Raw genomic sequence first — 17,665 nt, 5'->3', positions numbered from 1 at the left:
GCGTTTTATTAAAGTATATCGCTTATCTAAAAGCTCGTCTCCGCTTACTGATTCTATTTCGTTTTTCAGTGCCGCAAAGATAGAGACTTTAAACCCGCCCTTCCAAATATATTTAACATAATATTTACACTAGAATGCTTATTGTGGGTAACTTTGAATCCTAAAACACTGGCTTATTTGAGTTTAAATGGTTATCCATAGTTTTCCACATTACTCGATTAATGTTTTTTACTCCGTGAAAAAATTGGATAAGGAGTGGAAAGAGTGGATTTTGAACCGGAGTTTCGTGGATTTGAGGGGAAGTGTTGGAGAGGAGAGAGTTTGTGGACAAAGAAAAGAAGTTGGAGAAGAAAAGTTTATTGAGAAAGCAAGGAGATTATTTACAAATGAAAAAGAGAATGTATCCAGAATGTCATTAAGAATATACACTGAAGATTTAGAAACAAAATTCTGAAATATTCAATTAATGGCATTTTAGACAGTTTCTTTTTCTTTATTAGATATGTATTTAAAAATCCGATGTAAGATTAGAATCTCTTTATGCATCTACAAATGAAAGTCTGCCGGTATCTCAGTAAGGCTTCTGAAATTCCTAGCCCCGATAGAAACGGCATCCTTTTGGGTTGCGGGCGGAGCGAAGCGGAGCCCGTAACCCAAAAGATAAAGTGGATAGCGGGAAATAGCTCCTTGTAAAAAAAGTTTATCAATGAGGAAGAATTTTTAAAATGAAGGTGATATTTTTTTGATATAGCTTCGTGGCCTTAGTCCTATTCATGACCACCGAAACATTTTTTCGCAATTAAAGAAATCGTTTTTCCAAGAACTTATATATATAGTATCCGATGAGACAGCCTAAAGTATCGGCAACGATATCTAAGGTTTCCATTGATCTTCCCAATCCCATTTCTTCCTGAAGGATCTCGGTAAGAAATGCATACAGCAGAATGATCTGGATGAAATAGTAAAAACGGATTTTTGGAAAAGCGGCAATGAAAAAGAAACCTAATGCCGCAAAAATGCTTAGATGCAAAATCTTGTCAATACCGCTGAACATAAACCAATATTCATGGTTTTCTTCTCCCGGTCTGAGAAGCATATAAGTAAGAAATGCCCAATAAATGGGCAATATCTTACTGAATATTTTTAAAATCTTATCCAATGATTGATTGGTATTCTTCCGCAGAAAGTAATTCTGAATGATCTGCACCTTCAGCAACTTCTAATTTGATGATCCATCCGTTGCCATAAGGATCTGAATTTAACAATTCCGGCTGGTCTTCCAATTCTGAGTTGAATTCGATCACTTTTCCTGAGATAGGCAAGAATAGATCTGAAACTGTTTTTACAGCTTCTACACTTCCGAAAACGGCACCTCCTTCAAGATCATCATCTATAGTGTCTACATCTACATAAACGATATCTCCCAGTTCTCCCTGTGCGAAGTCTGTAATACCGATTGTAGCAACATTTCCTTCAATCTTGATCCATTCGTGATCTTTCGTGTACTTTAATTCTGATGGTGTGTTCATTTTTAATTTTTTATTTGTACAAATGTATTCAAAATTCCAGAAGGTTCAAATATCGGATATAAAAAATGTCCCTCAAAAACTGAGGGACATTTAAATTTATTTTCGTTCTAATTAGAAACCGCCTGAGTCTCCGAATGTAAACGTGGCAGAAATACCTGCTCTGATTGTTGACAACGGGAATGCTGTTGAGATTTTATATTTAGAAGTCATCTGCTCATAGAATACTCTAAGATTAAGGTTCTGTGATACATTATAATCTGCTGAGACTTTAATGTTCATCAATCTCTGACCTCCTGTAACCTGAGAATCATCCAGTAAAATGTTGGTGATGCTCGTCTTGCTGTCTCTCAGCGAGAAATCTCCTCTGATGTTCAGGTCACTTCCTTTTGCTTTTCCTCGTCCTCTCACATTCGTCATTCCTAATCTGAAGTTTCGGATGATATATCCTACTCTCACTACATATTCGCTGTTTGAATCTTCTGTTAAGGTATGGTTTACCAATCCGAGTAACAATGTTCTTAATCTGTTGTACTGAATACCCAACTGAATATTGTTTCTCATCGTCATGTCTACTCCGATCAAAGGTGAGAAGTTTTCTACGTAACCTACCTGAGCAAAAGTGAACGGATTGATATAATCGTCATTAATATCTCTCTGCGTTGCATCGTAAGCATTAAGACTGTTGAAATAATCGATACTCGACTGAATTCCTGTTGCTGTATAAGTCGCCTGATAAGAATGTAAAAGATCAAACTTGGAGAATTGTCCGTTGATGATCGGGATATTTCTCAACCCTGAGTAAGTGATCTTCCAGTTTGGAATCGGAAGTCCTGCCTTTTTAGGATTGGTCATTTCTTTTACTGTTTTTCCTTCCACCGCAGCTCTGAATGCAGGAATCAAAATATAGGCATTTGAAATTCCATAACCGTCTTTGAATCCGTTTGGCTCTAAAGCGCCCTGCTTCTGCTGAGATAAAGCCTGTGCATTCTGTCTTATTGCCTGATAAATTGCCGCTCCGTCTTTGAATGCTGTCTTTAATAAAACAACCGAGTTGGAATAGGTTACCAAATCATTTGCAAATGTGTAGTTCGGATTGGCAACTCCCGTATTCGGATCTCTGTAATTAAATCCTGTATGGGTAAAGTTTCGGTTATAATTATGCAGTGCACTGATGTCTATTCTGAGATCGTTCATCGGCATAACTTGCAAATTAGCCCGTAGCTCGCGTGTCGACATTCGTACATAAGGATCTGTCATAAATTCGGAATCACTTACCCATCCGTTTTCCATTACCGTTCTTCTGATGTCTGCTTGAGATCCAAAAAGGAACCCGATGGTTGGACCTCCCAAAGTCTGTCCGTAACCATACCAGTTCGGAGCCGATAATAATCCAGGAAGCACTGTTCCATTGTTTTCAGAATAATTGATATCTAATTGCTTCATGGATGTTAATAAATACGCCATGCTCTGAAGCGGAGTCAGTCTGTTTTTGAATTTATATCTTTTATAAGCATATCTGTTTTTCTCCCACTGTTGCGTATAAGCATTGTTTAATGAATCTATTTCCTGTTTGCGTTTCTGCAATTTTGCCGAAATATTTTTGAAATACTTAAACTGCCCAAAGAACTTGGTGAAGTCTGCTGTTCCGGTTGCCTGAATAACATTCGTATTCTGACCGATTGAACCTAAGCTTCCGTCCGGACTTGCCAGTAACACTGTAGATCTTGCATTCCAGTTGTAGGTAAATCCGTATCCTAATTCCGCATCGATGAAATCAAGATATGGAAGATACTGGAACGGTAATTTATAGTTTAACTGAACTCTGTGGTTATACAATACAGGTCTACCCGCTCTTAATACATTTCCGAAAATAGAACTGTTGTCCATTGTATTAACGTCCACATTGTCATTCAATGTTCTGGTTGCCGAGTTAATTTCCAGTTTTAAAGATTTGGTAAAATTAAATCCTAAACCATACTGCCATCCGAAATAGAAGTTTCTGTTTTTAATCGCTGCAAAGTCATCACCATAGTTTCCTGTAAGAATGGCATCGATATTTCTAAACTGCAACTCGTTGTAATTTCTGTCGATTTCTGTTCTGAAAGAGAATCTTGTTGGAACAGGATTAAAGTTAAATTCTTTTACCCATCTGAGATATTTCGTAGACTTCGCCGTATCGCTGATCATTTTATTGAAGGGACGGATTACCCAAGGTTTGAATGTATAGTTGTAATCTACATACCCTCTCAGATACTGTCTGTAATTTTTCTTGGTATAAATATCTCTGTAATAATCGTCGTTGTAAACCGCCGTTACCGATACGTTTTCGATATCGTAGAACTTAGGTTTCCTGTTCGGATTCATTCTTTCTTTATGCATATTCACAACGCCGATGCTTCTTTGCTGTGTATAAGTTCTAGCTACTTTTTTAAGCTGCTCTTTGTTTGCTGCTTTCTTAAACTCTACATCCGTATCCAGAGGATTGTACTTCGGATCTTCAATAGTCTGAGAATAAGAATAGTTTACCGGAATTTTAACTCCTGTTTTTTCAGGTAAAAATTTATCTACATTTACTGCGGTATTGATGCTGAATGCAGACTGAGTCGACTGGTTTCTCTCGGCTGGTTTAGAATCAATGTTTCCAAATCCTACTGAAGTATAAGAAGCACTTGTATTCACGGTTGCAAAATCTCCCAGATTGAAGTTTAAGCTGGCGTTTCCTGCATACCCTCCGTCATTTTCTATTTCAGAGAGACGGATTTCGTTTACCCAAAGAATCCTGTCGAGTGCTACAGCTCCGGAAGTTCCTCTTTCGAAACCATTTCTGACACCAATCATGATGGTTGTAATGTTTCCTAAACTTGGACGTCCCTTGATGTAAAGACTTTTAAAAGTATTCCCCGGATCAAAAACCTCATCTTTTAATCTTTGTACAATTTGCGTAGGGTGATTTTTATCTCTTCTTATTTTAGCATCCACAAAATCCTGAATATTTAAATCCACATCATTTTCCATCGGCCAGATTTCCATAGGTGTTGTAGCATTAGATGGTGTGATGAAGAGTGAAGATTCATATTCATAGTAGTTATCCGTGGCATCACTACCGAAACGGATGAAGAACTTGGTTTCTTTATTAAAACCGAATACTCTTTTACCAGGATCCTGAGCGTGTACAAAAAGTTTTAATTTTTTGTATCTTCTCATATCCAGAGAGGTATTTTTAAATACTCCTCTTGCTTCTGATGGAGCAAGGGATGTTGCTTTTAAATATAAAGAAGCTTCATTCTGTCTCTGTGCCCCTGCATTACCGCTTAAAATCTGTCTGTCGATTCCCGGAGGCAGAACGTAAGGCGGCTGATTCAGTGCATTTTCTTCAATATTTACACTCCCTACCTCGAAGTTATTATTATCTGCAACGGTTGTTCCTTCATCTGTAGCTCCTGAATTTCCTGTATTGGCAATGTTTTTAGGATATTTTCTCCAGTCTGATCTCACCAAATCCATGGTTCCGAATCTTAACGTTGAAGTCTGGTCAAAACCTGTTAATAATAATCTTGCAAATCTTACATTATTCAAAATAGAAGCATCATGATCTCCTGCCGTATTTACGTACTGGGAAACCGGAATTCTGAACAAATACCATTTTACCTGAGAAGTCTGCCCATTCTGGAATGATGCCTGAACTGTTTTAACGTCTACGATGTTATTCTGTCCTAAAGTAAGGCTTCCCGGAGTTAAGCTTACCTCATACTGGTTGTAGCTTTCTGTCTGATCTAAGTTGTAATCCTTATTAATATCTTCCGCATCCGGAGTCTGTGAAGCCACTTCTAAAGAGTTACTCTGAGAGTTTCCTTCCGGATTTCTGAAATACTTGTATCGCTGAACCAATGATGACGCCTGAGTTCCTGTGAACTTTTCAGACATATAGAATACAAAATCATCTACAGCAGGGTCGGAAACATTGGTAACCGGATTGATAAATGTATTTCCAAACAATGCCGCTTCCTGATCCGAACTTAAGCCGTCATACCCCAAATCCTGAGCGGTTCTGTCTGCTCCTTCACTTGAGAATGCATAAAGAATCGGTGGCTGCTTCGGCTGAGTTCCCCAGTTTGAAGCCGTAGTGGTAGACGGAGCCGAAGGTGTTGGCAATCCGTTTTCGTACTGCATCTGTCCGTCTTTCAGAATATCTTCCGAAACGTTTCCTAAATGCAGTAAAAGTTTTGGATTTGTACCTAAAGTATTTCCGTCTGCATAAGGATCCATCATCCAGAATTCAACATATTCGATATTGGAATTTACGAAGTTGGAAATGCTGATCGGTCTCATGATTCCCGCCCATCTTTGTGCGGTTGTTTCTGTAGCCGGATTGGAATTGTAAGGCCCTTTCTCTGCCGGATAATACGAAATATCAAAAGTATTGGTATACGTCTGTTCTCCTGCTACGAAATCTCTGTTGTTAAAAATTTCTGAGAATTGAACCCTTCTTGAAGCGTGATTGGAAACCGACTGCGGCGTGATTCCTGTTGGAGCTTTTCCTCCCACACCGTAAAATCTCGGATCGATGTTATACCATGATAACAAACCTCTTCCATATCCTTCCGTGATATCATTATTTTTTCCTGCTCCTGTAAATAAAGGATCAGATTGATTCTTTTCCGGCTTTGAAGCTAAGCTCCACGCTGTAGGTTCTTTTAAAGTAATTTTTGAAGTGGTCTGTTCAAAATCATCAATATAAGACTGATCGTTGATTCCTTTATTTAAACCGGGAAGTAAATAAGCTGCTTCCATTTTGAAATTCAAATTGGATGGTGCTTCTGTATTTACCAAAGGTATTTTATCTGTTAATCTCGTAAGGAACGGAAGCTGATTATTGTACATCAAATTGATTCCTGCCATTGTGTTATTAACAGCTTCCTGACCATAGTTTACTTTTTGAGTAAGCGGTGATTCGGAATAGTTTACAACGGTTCCTCCCAAGATAAAGTTTTCATTGAATCTTCTTTCTAAATTCAATCCCATGAATCTCTTTCTTTGGGTATTGAATGTTAACTGATTTTCCAGTGAAATATTAATTGCCTGTCCGGATTGTTTTACCTGCTCATTGATGATGGTAACGGTTCCCAACATATAATCTACGGTGTAGTCTATCCCTTCAGTAAGCTGAACTCCGTTTGCAGAAACCTTTACGGAACCTTGAGGAACATTAACTGCTCCCAGAGAAATTCCCTGTCCCTGAACGCCTTTGTAACGACCTTCAATGGTATAACGCTGTGCTAAGTTACTTGATGTAGCAACCTGTTTTTGCTGGCTGTACAGATCTGAGAACACGTACTGTGGATCATTACTTCCGATGACATTCTGGATATAGCTTCCAAATGGCTGAACTTTAGTAAAGATCACTCTTCCTGTTTCCGGACGTATGGTAATTCCGTTAACAAAGTCGAAAATACCGTCTCCCGTTGAAGTTCCGTTGTTCTGTAAATCTCCGTTGGCGTTCAGTCTGTCCCAGTTTAATAATTTGATTAGAGGAACATTGCTTACCTGTGGATTATTGGCAACCGGAAGATAATTTACTTTACCTCCGGATTGTGGATCTCTGTATAACACGTTCAGGATAAATCCGTCATGATTAACCTGTCCAGCATCCAGAGAATAGATGTTTTTCATCATCAGATTCCACATCGGCGAAGTTGTTTTTACCGTTGTATTCGGTTTTAGAAGTTTCGCCATTAAAACAGTACTTTCCTCGGAGAATTCCCCGACTTTGTACACCTGATTGCTTCCGTTCACCGTGTAGGAAAAGGAAACCGCCAAAAGCTGATTATCGTTCAGTTTCTGATTTAATGAAATGTATCCTAACTGCGGTTGTAAGGTATATTCGTTGGTATTTAATCTTCTTGCTTTTTTATTAAAGATAAAGTGTTCACCATCCTGATAAACTTCTGTACCTCCGGTTGCAACAGGAAGGTTTTGCCCTTTAATAGCATTGTATGCGGTACTCGCATCTCTTAAACCCGGTAATCCGTTAATCGTGGAATACAGGTTAAAACCCGGCTGGTTATTATCGGGAAGAACTCCAGAAGCATCCCCCAAATCTCTGATTCCGACAATACTTTTCTGGTACTGTAAGTTGCTGTTCCCCTGATCCAGAACCCAGACTTCCAATCTTGTAATGCTGATCTTCGAATTGATCTGAGGATAATTTAATAAAGCGCCGTCATATTTATCTAAGAAATAATGTCCTAAAAAGTAGTGCTGGTTGTCTTCGTAATCAATTGCATTTAATTTAAATGTATTCATGACACCGCCACCCTGAACCGTAATATTCCTTGCTTCACCCTGTTGTTGGGAAAGCACGACTGTTCCGAAGGTTTTACCTAACTGAAATTCTGTTTTAACCCCGAATAAAGACTGTGAACCACGAATGAGACTGGTGGAAAGCGGCATATTAACGTTACCGAATTCTACTCTTTTGATGATCTTGTCCTCTCCTCCTGCACTTGGCTTATCTACATCCTGCAAACCTTTCTGCTGAAGATCTTTCCAGCTTCCTTTTGCCTGCCAGACAAGATTCATTCTATTCTCAAATGCGAAACCGCTCTGGGTGTCATAATTGGCTTTTAACTGAAGATTTTCTCCTACTTTTCCCAATAAACCAAGCTGAATTCTCTGGTCGATATCGAACGTAAAACTCTTTCTGTTTTGCGGTAAAATCAATGGATTATCAATCTTCTGATATAATCCGGCTAAATCGAAAGAAGCATACCCGGAAGGAATGATTTCGATTTTATTGCTTCCGAAAATGGTTTCGAAAAGCCTGTTGTTGATCTGTAATGAAGGAATTAAACCTTTTCTCGCCGCATCGCTTTTATCTTTCCGGAACATGAGACTGTAACGGTCTGATTTTTCCTTATAGTAAGCTTTCGTCTGCGCTTCCATCATGAACTCTTTGTAATCTTCCGGAGACATCGCAGTCGGCTGTCCTGTTATGGTATTTCCTACTTTAGGATATACGAAATACATTCCTGTTTTTATATCGTAGTAGGCTTCATACTGTGTAGGATCTGCCAACTGATAATCTTTTTTGATAATTGCGGTATCGCTTACCTTTGCTGCAAGCCGTCTTTGTGCAAATGTAAATGTAGACACAAGCAAAAACGACAGGAACAGAATTATATTGAAATATTTATTATTCGCCACCAAATGTTAAATGTTTTTTAAAATTTGTTTTACCAACTCTTCTACTGAAATATTAGGATCCTGCTTCATGATTTTATCCGCAAGTTTCTCGCTCATTCGCTTAGGAATGCCCAAAACTTCTAATGCAGATAACGATTCTTCCTTGATTTTATTATTTGCAAACGTGGAAATGTTTTCTTCGGGATTGCTGTATTTCTGTACTTTATCCTTAAGATCCACAATGATTCTTTCGGCTGTTTTTGCCCCGATTCCTTTGGCTTTCTGAATGAGTGCGCTGTTTTTTGAGAGGATTGCCGAAGCGATCTCATCAAGACTTAAAGTAGACAGTAAAATAAGTGCTGAAACAGCTCCTACTCCATTAACGCTTATTAACAGATTGAACATATCTTTCTCTGAACGAGTGTTAAATCCGAATAGCAAATGAGCGTCTTCCCTGATGATCTGCTGAATAAAAAGAAAAGTTTCTTTATTGGTTGTGAGGGTTTGTGAGGTCATTAAACTGATACCTACATAGTAACCAACTCCTTGTACGTTGATTACTGCGTAAGTAGGCGTAAGTTCCTGAACAATGCCTTGAAGTGAAAATATCATTATTAATTTTTATAACTCCCAAATATAGTAATTTAAACTAAGTTATGTTTTCATTTCACGCGCGAATGATTTTTAACTTAATTTTTAACTGTAAATGCAATAATTTCTCAAAAAAAACGAAACCCATCCAAATGGACAGGTTTCATTTTCTTACTTTAATTTTACAAAAATCTACACCGGATTTATATCCAGACACATGCTGATGTTGCAGGCTCCGTTTACGCAGGTGGGTGTACATCCTACCAAACATAACTGTCCCTGAGAAGGAAGGCAGTAATATCCTCCGTCCGGAGACTGCAATGGCTTTCCTCCGGGTCCGCCTCCTGCAATCTGTCTTAAATTTTCTCTTGAAAGTTTTTTTAAATTTTTCATAATGTAATTTTTGGTTCTCCTAAAGTATTTAATTTATCTACCTGTTGAACAGATATTTAAATAATTAATTCTGAAAATGTATTTTACAATTTATTTTACCCCTAGAAAAGTTAGTATTCATAGGTATTTCAAAAGATTTTCAAAATACAAATTTACCTGTCCTAATATCACAAAATTGTGAAATTAGGACGCAAAAAAAAGCAGTACACCGTTATTTTGTGTACTGCTTTCTATCTTAAGAACAGATTTTTTATTATTTCTTCTCTTTTTTCTCTCTTCTCTGAGCATCCAGAACGGCAATGGTTGCAAGGTTTACAATCTCATCTACGCTTGAACGCATCTGTAAAACGTGAACCGGCTGTTTCAGTCCCATCAAAATTGGTCCGATTACCTGTGCTACTTTCATTCCTCTGATGATCTTGTAGGATAAGTTGGCGCTTTCAAGATTTGGGAAAATGAATGTATTGGCAGGCGTTGTTCCTAATTTTGAGAATGGATAGTCGCTTAAGTGATCTGAATTCATCGCAAAATCCGGCTGAATTTCTCCATCCACGATCATTTTCGGATATTTTTCGTGAAGAATGCTTACTGCTTTTGCTACTTTTTTTGAAGTTTCGGAGATCGCTGCAAAGTTTTCAAATCCAAGCATGGCGATTCTCGGTTCGATGGCAAAAGATTTTACAGTAAACTCTGCCATTTTAGCAATATTTACCAAATCTTCCGCCGTAGGATTCTGATTGATGGAGGTATCTGCGAAGAAAATTGGTTTCTTTTCAGACAAAATCATCATCATTGCAGCTACTTTATCTACTCCTTTATCTTTTTCAATTACTTCTAAAACCGGTCTAAGAACGGATGTATAATTTTTAGAGAAACCAACAATTAACCCGTCTGTATCACCGTGTTTCAACATCAAAGGACCGAAATAATCTCTCTGGCGAACGAATCTTTTTGCTTTGTATTCGTTCATTCCCTTTCTCTGGCGAAGTTTCCAAAGTGTTTCTCTGTATTTTTTTCTGTTTTCTTTCTGATCGTCGTCGCTTGGATCAATAATCGGAATATCAAGATTGATCCCGAAATGTTCCATCTGCTCCTTGATGTATTTTTTATTTCCTAAAAGACTCGGATAGGCAATTCCTTCTTCATATAGAATCTGTGCCGCTTTCAGAACGTTATATTCTTCCGCATTTCCTAAAGTAATTCTTTTCGGATTGGCTTTTGCACGGTTCTGCATCATTCTTACCAGCTTCTCGTCTCTTCCCATTCTGTCGAGGAGGCTGTTTTCGTATTCTTCAAAATCGGTGATTGTCTTTCTGGCAATTCCACTTTCTACAGCAGCTTTTGCTACCGCACTGGATACTTTTGTAATTAAACGGTTATCAAACGGTTTTGGAATAAAATATTCTCTTCCGAACTGCAGATTCTGAATGTTATACGCTAAAATTACCGCCTCCGGAACAGGCTCTTTTGCCAGATCTGCAATGGCATGAACAGCCGCCAGTTTCATTGCTTCATTAATTCCTTTTGCCTGAACGTCTAATGCTCCGCGGAAAATATATGGGAAACCAAGAACGTTATTAACCTGATTAGGATAATCGCTTCTTCCTGTTGCCATGATGACATCTTTGCGGGTTTCAAGGGCTACATTGTACGCAATTTCCGGATCAGGATTTGCCAATGCAAAAACGATAGGATTTTCATTCATGCTCAGCAACATTTCCGGCGTCATTACATTTCCTTTTGATAATCCGACGAAAACGTCTGAACCTTTTACGGCATCTTCCAATGTTTCGATGTCCGTCTGAGCAACAAAATCGATTTTTTCGGGAGTAAGATTTTCTCTTTTGTGGTTAATCACTCCTTTACTGTCGCACATCAATACGTTTTCTCTTTTCAGACCAAGAGAAATATAAAGGTTGGTACACGCAATTGCCGCTGCTCCTGCTCCGTTCACCACCATTTTCACTTCTTCAATCTTTTTATTGGCAATCTGAAGAGAGTTGATTAATGCTGCTGCAGAAATGATCGCCGTTCCGTGCTGATCGTCGTGCATCAAAGGAATATCCAGTTCTTCTTTGAGTCTCTGTTCGATATAAAATGCTTCCGGAGCTTTAATATCTTCCAGATTGATTCCTCCAAACGTAGGAGCAATACCTTTTACAATTTCTATGAATTTATCAGGATCTTTTTCGTTGATTTCAATATCGAAAACGTTAATGTCCGCAAAAATTTTGAACAAAAGACCTTTCCCTTCCATTACCGGCTTCGAAGCTTCTGCACCGATATCTCCCAAACCTAAAACTGCGGTACCGTTTGAAATGACAGCTACCAGATTTCCTTTTCCGGTGTAGTCGTACACCGTTTCAGGCTTATCGTGGATCTCCATACAAGGAACTGCAACCCCCGGAGAATACGCCAAAGACAAATCTCTCTGAGATGAGTGTGGTTTTGAAGGGATCACTTCGATCTTACCTTTAGGTTCGGCTTTATGATAGTCTAAAGCCGCCTGATTAAAGTTCTTTTCGTCGCGGTGGGTTTTACTTGACATATAATGAATTTTGTTATTTAATTATAATATATATTGAATGTGGTAGCTTACGAGACTTTCGATAGGCTTCTGAACAATCTGTCCCACATTAAGATTAAGCTCTGCCGCTGCAGAACGTAAAACATCTTCGTAATAATAGGCTATTGATCCGATGAAATTGATCTCGGCATCTTTGGCTTCTACATAGGGAAGCACCTGATAATCGAAAAAATTAAGCATTTCTTCATGCACCATTTTCTGTAAATACGGATGATCTTTTCTTTCCACTACAAACTTGTTGAAATCTGCTAAGTACGCATTGGGTCTTGGAGTGTGATACATGTTTTTCAATGCTTCCTCCACAGTCAGCTTATACGTTTCTTCAAACTCCGATGAGAGATCTGCAGGAAGTTTCTGCATAAAGAATCTTCTTACCAGTTGTTTACCGATTGCGCTTCCGCTTCCTTCGTCTCCTACAAGAAATCCGAGAGAAGGCAACTGAATCTTAATGGTTTCTCCGTTAAAATAGCAAGAATTGGAACCGGTTCCCAAAATACAGACAATGGCAGGTTTCCCTCTGTAAGCGGCATAAGCTGCTGCCGTGAGATCTTCCTTCACAATGATTTCTGCGCCGATGAATACTTTGCCCAGCTCTTCTATAATGATATCACAATTTTGCTGAACACCACATCCTGAACCATAAAAAAAGATTTTCTTAATCGAATTTTTAACGGTGGTAAGGCTTGTATTTTTTTCAATTTCAGGAACAATAAGTTCTTTGTTGATGAAGTTTGGGTTGAAGCCAATGGTTTCTGTTTTCAGGAAGACCTTTTTAAAATCGTCCAAAATTACCCAGTCGGATTTTGTAGAACCACTATCAACAATAGCAACCATATTTTACATTTTAGTTTAAGGATGCTAAATTATGAATTTATCTTGTAAGATGACGGATTCTGAACATGACATATGTGTTATTTGTGGTATAACAATTCTGTTATCTTTTTTGCATTAAACAAAAGAGAGCTCACTAATTCCGTAAAGCTCTCTTTCAGTAATTTTTTTTCAGATGCATTGTTATTGTTTTATGTCTGTCGTCTTTTTATCGTTAAACTGGATCAGCCAGTCTTCAATTTCATCTTCCAGATAAGAGGTTTGAAGAATCATGGCATTGATGAAGTCATCGGGAACAGGTTCGTCTGTTGCATTTTCAAGATTCCAAAGTTCATTAGACATATTTTCATACTCGGAATAGACACGTTTGAAGCGTGAATTTTCTCTTTCTAGAGCTTCAATATTTTGTTGCTGAAGCTGGAATTTTCTGTATTTGTTTTGACGTTTCATACAAATATTATTAAAATGTGGTCGTAAAAATTTTTGATCGTATGCTTCTAATCACGCATTACAAGATAGAAAAAACCATCAACACAAATAGTTGAAAATGAATTTATTATCAGGTCAGGTTTACATCATTCTGAAAATTAAATTTAGAAATAATTTTGAATCTAAAAAAATATTTAACATCTTTTTTTATCGGTTTAACATATAATTATAAATTTGCATATCATAAAAATCGGATGAGAGATTTAATACTACGTCAGAAACAGGTTTTGTTCTTCATCATTGCAGGAGGACTCAGTGCGGTTGTGGAAATCGGGAGTTTTAAACTCTTCAGCACTTCCCTTCCTCAGTTTTTTCCGCGCGAAACCAATTTCCACGGGATCCATTATCCGCTGAGTAATATTTTCTCTACAAGCTGCGGAATCATCACCAATTATTTCTTGAGCATCTGGTTTGTTTTTGAAAGAGGAAAGCATTCCAAAAGAAAAGAATTTGCCTATTTTATGATGGTTTCTTTTATTTCAACCTTATTAAGTCTCGGTTTTTTCCAGATTTTTTACAGTTATATATTTAAGGATAATATAGATTTGATTATTTATACGCTGAGTCCGGAAATGATCAGTAAAATTGCTGCCATTCTGCTGGTTTCGGTTTTAAATTATTCCATCAAGAAAAAAGTAATCTTTAACGGATAGGCTGTGACGAAAGTTTTAAATTACCTCTGGAGATTCTGGATGCTGATTTTAGCATTTGTCTTCACCATCCTTTTCGGAATTCCAGTTTACATTTTATCATTCAATAAAAACCATTATAAATATGCTTACCGGTTTGTACGATGGTGGAGCTACTGCATTTTTTTCGGAATGGGTCTGCGGTACGATCTTACGAAGCTTTCTGATCAAAAATTAGACAAAAACCAACAGTACGTTTTCATATCTAACCACACATCGATTATGGATATTATGCTGATGTGTATTTTGTGTGCAGATCATCCTGTTTGCTTTGTGGGAAAAAAAGAACTGGTAAAAATTCCGATCTTCGGAACCATCTATAAAAGGATCTGTGTGATGGTAGACCGTAAAAGTGCAAGAAGCCGCGCCGATGTTTACCGGAGATGCGCCGAAAAAATGGAAGAAGGAAACAGCATTGTTATTTTTCCGGAAGGCGGTGTTCCGGATGACACGTCCATTATTCTGGATGAATTTAAAGATGGTGCATTTACGCTTTCTTCAAAACACAACTCTCCTATTGTGGTCTTTACTTTCGTGGGATTAAAGGAAATTTTCCCGTTTGACAATTCCAAAGGTTATCCCGGTAAAGCAAAAGTTTATTTCAACGGAATTTTAACTCCTTCAGAATCACCGAAAGACCTTAAATCGTCCGCTTTTGAGACAATAAAAAAAACATTGTTAAAACACTATAATTAATAGAAATAATATATATTTGTTTTCAGAAATTTTCAACAAATATGTCAAATTATTCTAAACAAACTAATTGGGGACAATTTATCCCATTGGTTACTGTATTTTTTTTCTGGGGATTTGTGGCGGCAAGTAATGACATTTTGATCCCGGTTTTTCAAAAAGCCTTTAATTTATCTCAAACCGAAAGTATGCTTGTACAGATATGCTTCTATGTGGCATATACAGTGGGCTCTTTGATTTATATGCTGGTCTCTGCGGGATTAAAGCAGGATCTGGTGAATAAAATAGGTTACAAAAACGGGCTTATTGTCGGGCTTCTTATTTCTGCAGCAGGAACTTTACTGTTTTATCCGGCTGCCAATATGCATTCTTTCCCTTTAATGATCTCCGGTTTATTTATTGTGGGATTGGGGTTCTCTTTACAGCAGATTGTTGCCAACCCTTTAGCCATCGAAGTAGGACCTTCTGAAACGGGTTCTCAGAGATTAACAATGGCAGGAGGAATCAATAATCTTGGAACTACAATCGGTCCGCTGATTGTTTCTTTTGCGATTTTCGGATCTGCAGCTGCATCGAATAATAATGCAAGTGTTGAAAGTGTAAAAATTCCTTACCTTATTTTAGGAGCAGCCTTTGTTCTGGTTGCGATTATGCTTAAATTTTCTTCGCTTCCGGCAGTTACTCCAACAATTACCGAAGATACGGATGACAGCGTAAAAGGACAGCACAGAAAGTCTGCATTGCAGTATCCACAGCTTATCTTAGGGATGATTGCCATCTTTGTTTATGTAGGTGTGGAAGTTTCTACTGCAAGTAATCTTCCTGCTTATATGGAAAAAAGCTTAGGATTTGAAACAAAAGATGTCGCTCCTTATATTTCATTATACTGGGCTTCATTAATGATCGGTCGTTGGACTGGTGCCGTTGAAGCTTTCGATGTAAGTGCAGGATTTAAAAAGATTTTAAGATTCTTAGCTCCTTATCTTGCTTTTGGGGTATTCCTTTTGGTAAATGCAATTGCAAAACACGATCTGTCTCATTTCTATGTTTACGGATTAATTATTATTGCAATGATTATCTGTGACATTTTGAGTAAAGGAAATCCAGCGAGAATGCTTCTTATTTTCTCGGCTGCAGGTATTACCGCTTTACTGACCGGTATGTTTACTGAAGGAATGGTTTCTGTATATGCTTTTACAAGCGTTGGACTATTCTGTTCTACTCTTTGGCCATGTATTTTCGCTTTAGCGATCAATGGTTTGGGAAAACACACCAATCAGGGTTCAGGATTATTGATTATGATGATTATGGGAGGAGGAATTGTAAGCCTTATTCAGGGATATGTAGCAGATCTTACCAATATTCACTTCAGTTATATTGTAGGGGTGATCTGTTTTGCTTATCTTGCTTTCTATGCTATAAGAGTAAGCGGAATTTTGAAATCTCAGGGAATTGATCTTGACAAAATCACAAAAGGCAGTGGTCATTAAGAAAACGAACATACAATATAAGAAAAGGTTTTGGGCAGGTTTATTACTTGCCCAATTTCTTTTGTTCTATGCTTTTTCAAAATCTGAAATCATGATTTCTTTTTTTGAGACTTTATTTGAATTTCAGAAAACGGTTCATCAGATTGTATTTTCATGGATTCCTTTTTCCTTTGGAGATGTAATTTATATTTTGCTGGGAATTTTTCTTGTGTATTGTATCATTACATCATTTAAAAAGAAAAACAGGAATTCTTCTTTTTTAAAAATATTAATGAGCATAAATATCTTCTATTTTTCGTATCAGATATTCTGGGGAATGCTCTATTTTCAGACTCCTATTATTAAAAAGCTTCCAAGCCAGAAAGAACCTACTGTTGAAAAGGCAAAAGTATTGGCTTTAAAGTATCTCGCGCGATGCAAGGAAACACGAAAACTGACTTATGAAGATAAAAACGGAATTTTTATTCTGAAAGATCTAAAGGCTGTTCAGGCAGAAATTCTCTCGCAGCAGACAAAACTTCCAGGCAACATTTCGGGTAAAAAAGCTTCTGAAATTAATTCCTTCAAACCCAGTTTATTTAAAAACGTGATGAATTTCACCGGAATTTTGGGATATTACAATCCATTCACTGCAGAAGCTCAGTACAACTCACAATTGCCGAATACGCTTATTCCTTTCACTTCTGCACATGAAAGTTCTCACCAGCTTGGTTTTGCCAGAGAGCAGGAAGCGAATTTCGTGGGATATCTCATCGGGATTCATTCGGAAAATACAGATCTGCGATACAGCACAGAATATTTTACCTTAAAAAGCCTGTTGAATTTTATCGCAGATAAAGATCCTGAATTTGTAAAATCTGTTTTGAAAAACTATTCTCCGGAGATGAAAAAAGACAGAGCTTATGAAAAGGCTTTTGTTCTGAAACATCAGGGATTGCTGGATGACTTTTTCGGCTTTACGAACAACCTTTTCCTGAAAAGCAATCAGCAGGAAGGTACGGTTACCTACTCCTATTTTATTGATCTTCTGATGAATTACGAAAAGGAATAAAAAAACAAAAGAATCGTATCAGGCGATACGATTCTAAAAACACAAATGATGAAAAAAAATTTATTACCTTGACTTGTTCCCTCATTCAAGGCGATGTAAAAGTACAATTTTTTTCAGAAATACAAAAGTAATTTTACTTT

General features: G+C 37.5%; 13 protein-coding genes. 5 read left to right on the top strand and 8 right to left on the bottom strand.

Features of this window, described 5'->3' with window-relative positions; genetic code table 11:
* Positions 1-235: 235 nt before the first annotated feature.
* On the top strand, positions 236-454 hold the full coding sequence (locus DD829_RS09975) for a hypothetical protein (RefSeq protein WP_123906842.1): 219 nt from the start codon (positions 236-238) through the stop codon (positions 452-454).
* Between the two features lie 345 nt (positions 455-799).
* Here DD829_RS09975 and DD829_RS09970 read toward each other — a convergent pair whose 3' ends face one another.
* The 8 genes from DD829_RS09970 to DD829_RS09935 form a co-directional block, all read right to left on the bottom strand.
* The gene (locus tag DD829_RS09970; RefSeq protein ID WP_108408553.1) at positions 800-1,126 is read right to left on the bottom strand and encodes a VanZ family protein; all 327 of its coding nucleotides are present in this window, start codon (positions 1,124-1,126) and stop codon (positions 800-802) included.
* A gap of 25 nt (positions 1,127-1,151) precedes the next feature.
* Positions 1,152-1,529 (bottom strand): glycine cleavage system protein GcvH, encoded by a 378-nt coding sequence (gene gcvH, locus DD829_RS09965; protein ID WP_108408552.1) that lies wholly within the window; start codon positions 1,527-1,529, stop codon positions 1,152-1,154.
* A 111-nt stretch (positions 1,530-1,640) separates the two neighbouring features.
* Positions 1,641-8,732, bottom strand: coding sequence for a cell surface protein SprA (gene sprA, locus DD829_RS09960; RefSeq protein ID WP_185140315.1), 7,092 nt, complete (start codon positions 8,730-8,732; stop codon positions 1,641-1,643).
* Between the two features lie 6 nt (positions 8,733-8,738).
* The gene (gene ruvA / locus DD829_RS09955; protein WP_108408551.1) at positions 8,739-9,323 is read right to left on the bottom strand and encodes a Holliday junction branch migration protein RuvA; all 585 of its coding nucleotides are present in this window, start codon (positions 9,321-9,323) and stop codon (positions 8,739-8,741) included.
* Between the two features lie 171 nt (positions 9,324-9,494).
* Positions 9,495-9,695, bottom strand: coding sequence for a bacteriocin-like protein (locus tag DD829_RS09950; RefSeq protein ID WP_108408550.1), 201 nt, complete (start codon positions 9,693-9,695; stop codon positions 9,495-9,497).
* A 253-nt stretch (positions 9,696-9,948) separates the two neighbouring features.
* Positions 9,949-12,243, bottom strand: coding sequence for an NADP-dependent malic enzyme (locus DD829_RS09945; RefSeq protein WP_108408549.1), 2,295 nt, complete (start codon positions 12,241-12,243; stop codon positions 9,949-9,951).
* A gap of 21 nt (positions 12,244-12,264) precedes the next feature.
* The gene (locus DD829_RS09940; protein WP_076395245.1) at positions 12,265-13,116 is read right to left on the bottom strand and encodes an ATPase; all 852 of its coding nucleotides are present in this window, start codon (positions 13,114-13,116) and stop codon (positions 12,265-12,267) included.
* 180 nt (positions 13,117-13,296) lie between these two features.
* The gene (locus tag DD829_RS09935; RefSeq protein ID WP_087710611.1) at positions 13,297-13,563 is read right to left on the bottom strand and encodes a hypothetical protein; all 267 of its coding nucleotides are present in this window, start codon (positions 13,561-13,563) and stop codon (positions 13,297-13,299) included.
* Between the two features lie 233 nt (positions 13,564-13,796).
* On the opposite strand from DD829_RS09935, the gene DD829_RS09930 reads away from it, so the two are divergent.
* The 4 genes from DD829_RS09930 (at position 13,797) to DD829_RS09915 (ending at position 17,525) form a co-directional block, all read left to right on the top strand.
* Positions 13,797-14,255, top strand: coding sequence for a GtrA family protein (locus DD829_RS09930; RefSeq protein ID WP_076395241.1), 459 nt, complete (start codon positions 13,797-13,799; stop codon positions 14,253-14,255).
* Positions 14,256-14,258: 3 nt separating this feature from the next.
* Positions 14,259-14,987, top strand: coding sequence for a lysophospholipid acyltransferase family protein (locus tag DD829_RS09925; RefSeq protein ID WP_228408161.1), 729 nt, complete (start codon positions 14,259-14,261; stop codon positions 14,985-14,987).
* Positions 14,988-15,028: 41 nt separating this feature from the next.
* Positions 15,029-16,474 (top strand): MFS transporter, encoded by a 1,446-nt coding sequence (locus DD829_RS09920; RefSeq protein WP_076395237.1) that lies wholly within the window; start codon positions 15,029-15,031, stop codon positions 16,472-16,474.
* A 91-nt stretch (positions 16,475-16,565) separates the two neighbouring features.
* On the top strand, positions 16,566-17,525 hold the full coding sequence (locus tag DD829_RS09915; RefSeq protein WP_317048567.1) for a DUF3810 domain-containing protein: 960 nt from the start codon (positions 16,566-16,568) through the stop codon (positions 17,523-17,525).
* The last annotated feature ends 140 nt before the right edge of the window (positions 17,526-17,665 follow it).

It is taken from the genome of Chryseobacterium sp. HMWF035 (assembly GCF_003094695.1).
Lineage (GTDB): Bacteria > Bacteroidota > Bacteroidia > Flavobacteriales > Weeksellaceae > Chryseobacterium > Chryseobacterium gambrini.
The sequence above is the reverse complement of the archived record's forward strand: the minus strand, read 5'-3'. Positions and strand labels throughout refer to the sequence as shown.

Bases quoted from the DNA above. Each gene is read 5' to 3' on its own strand.
- DD829_RS09930 (WP_076395241.1), top strand. From the start codon at position 13,797: ATGAGAGATTTAATACTACGTCAGAAACAGGTTTTGTTCTTCATCATT.
- gcvH (WP_108408552.1), bottom strand. From the start codon at position 1,529: ATGAACACACCATCAGAATTAAAGTACACGAAAGATCACGAATGGATC.
- DD829_RS09950 (WP_108408550.1), bottom strand. From the start codon at position 9,695: ATGAAAAATTTAAAAAAACTTTCAAGAGAAAATTTAAGACAGATTGCA.
- ruvA (WP_108408551.1), bottom strand. From the start codon at position 9,323: ATGATATTTTCACTTCAAGGCATTGTTCAGGAACTTACGCCTACTTAC.
- DD829_RS09940 (WP_076395245.1), bottom strand. From the start codon at position 13,116: ATGGTTGCTATTGTTGATAGTGGTTCTACAAAATCCGACTGGGTAATT.
- DD829_RS09915 (WP_317048567.1), top strand. From the start codon at position 16,566: ATGATTTCTTTTTTTGAGACTTTATTTGAATTTCAGAAAACGGTTCAT.
- DD829_RS09920 (WP_076395237.1), top strand. From the start codon at position 15,029: ATGTCAAATTATTCTAAACAAACTAATTGGGGACAATTTATCCCATTG.
- DD829_RS09935 (WP_087710611.1), bottom strand. From the start codon at position 13,563: ATGAAACGTCAAAACAAATACAGAAAATTCCAGCTTCAGCAACAAAAT.
- DD829_RS09945 (WP_108408549.1), bottom strand. From the start codon at position 12,243: ATGTCAAGTAAAACCCACCGCGACGAAAAGAACTTTAATCAGGCGGCT.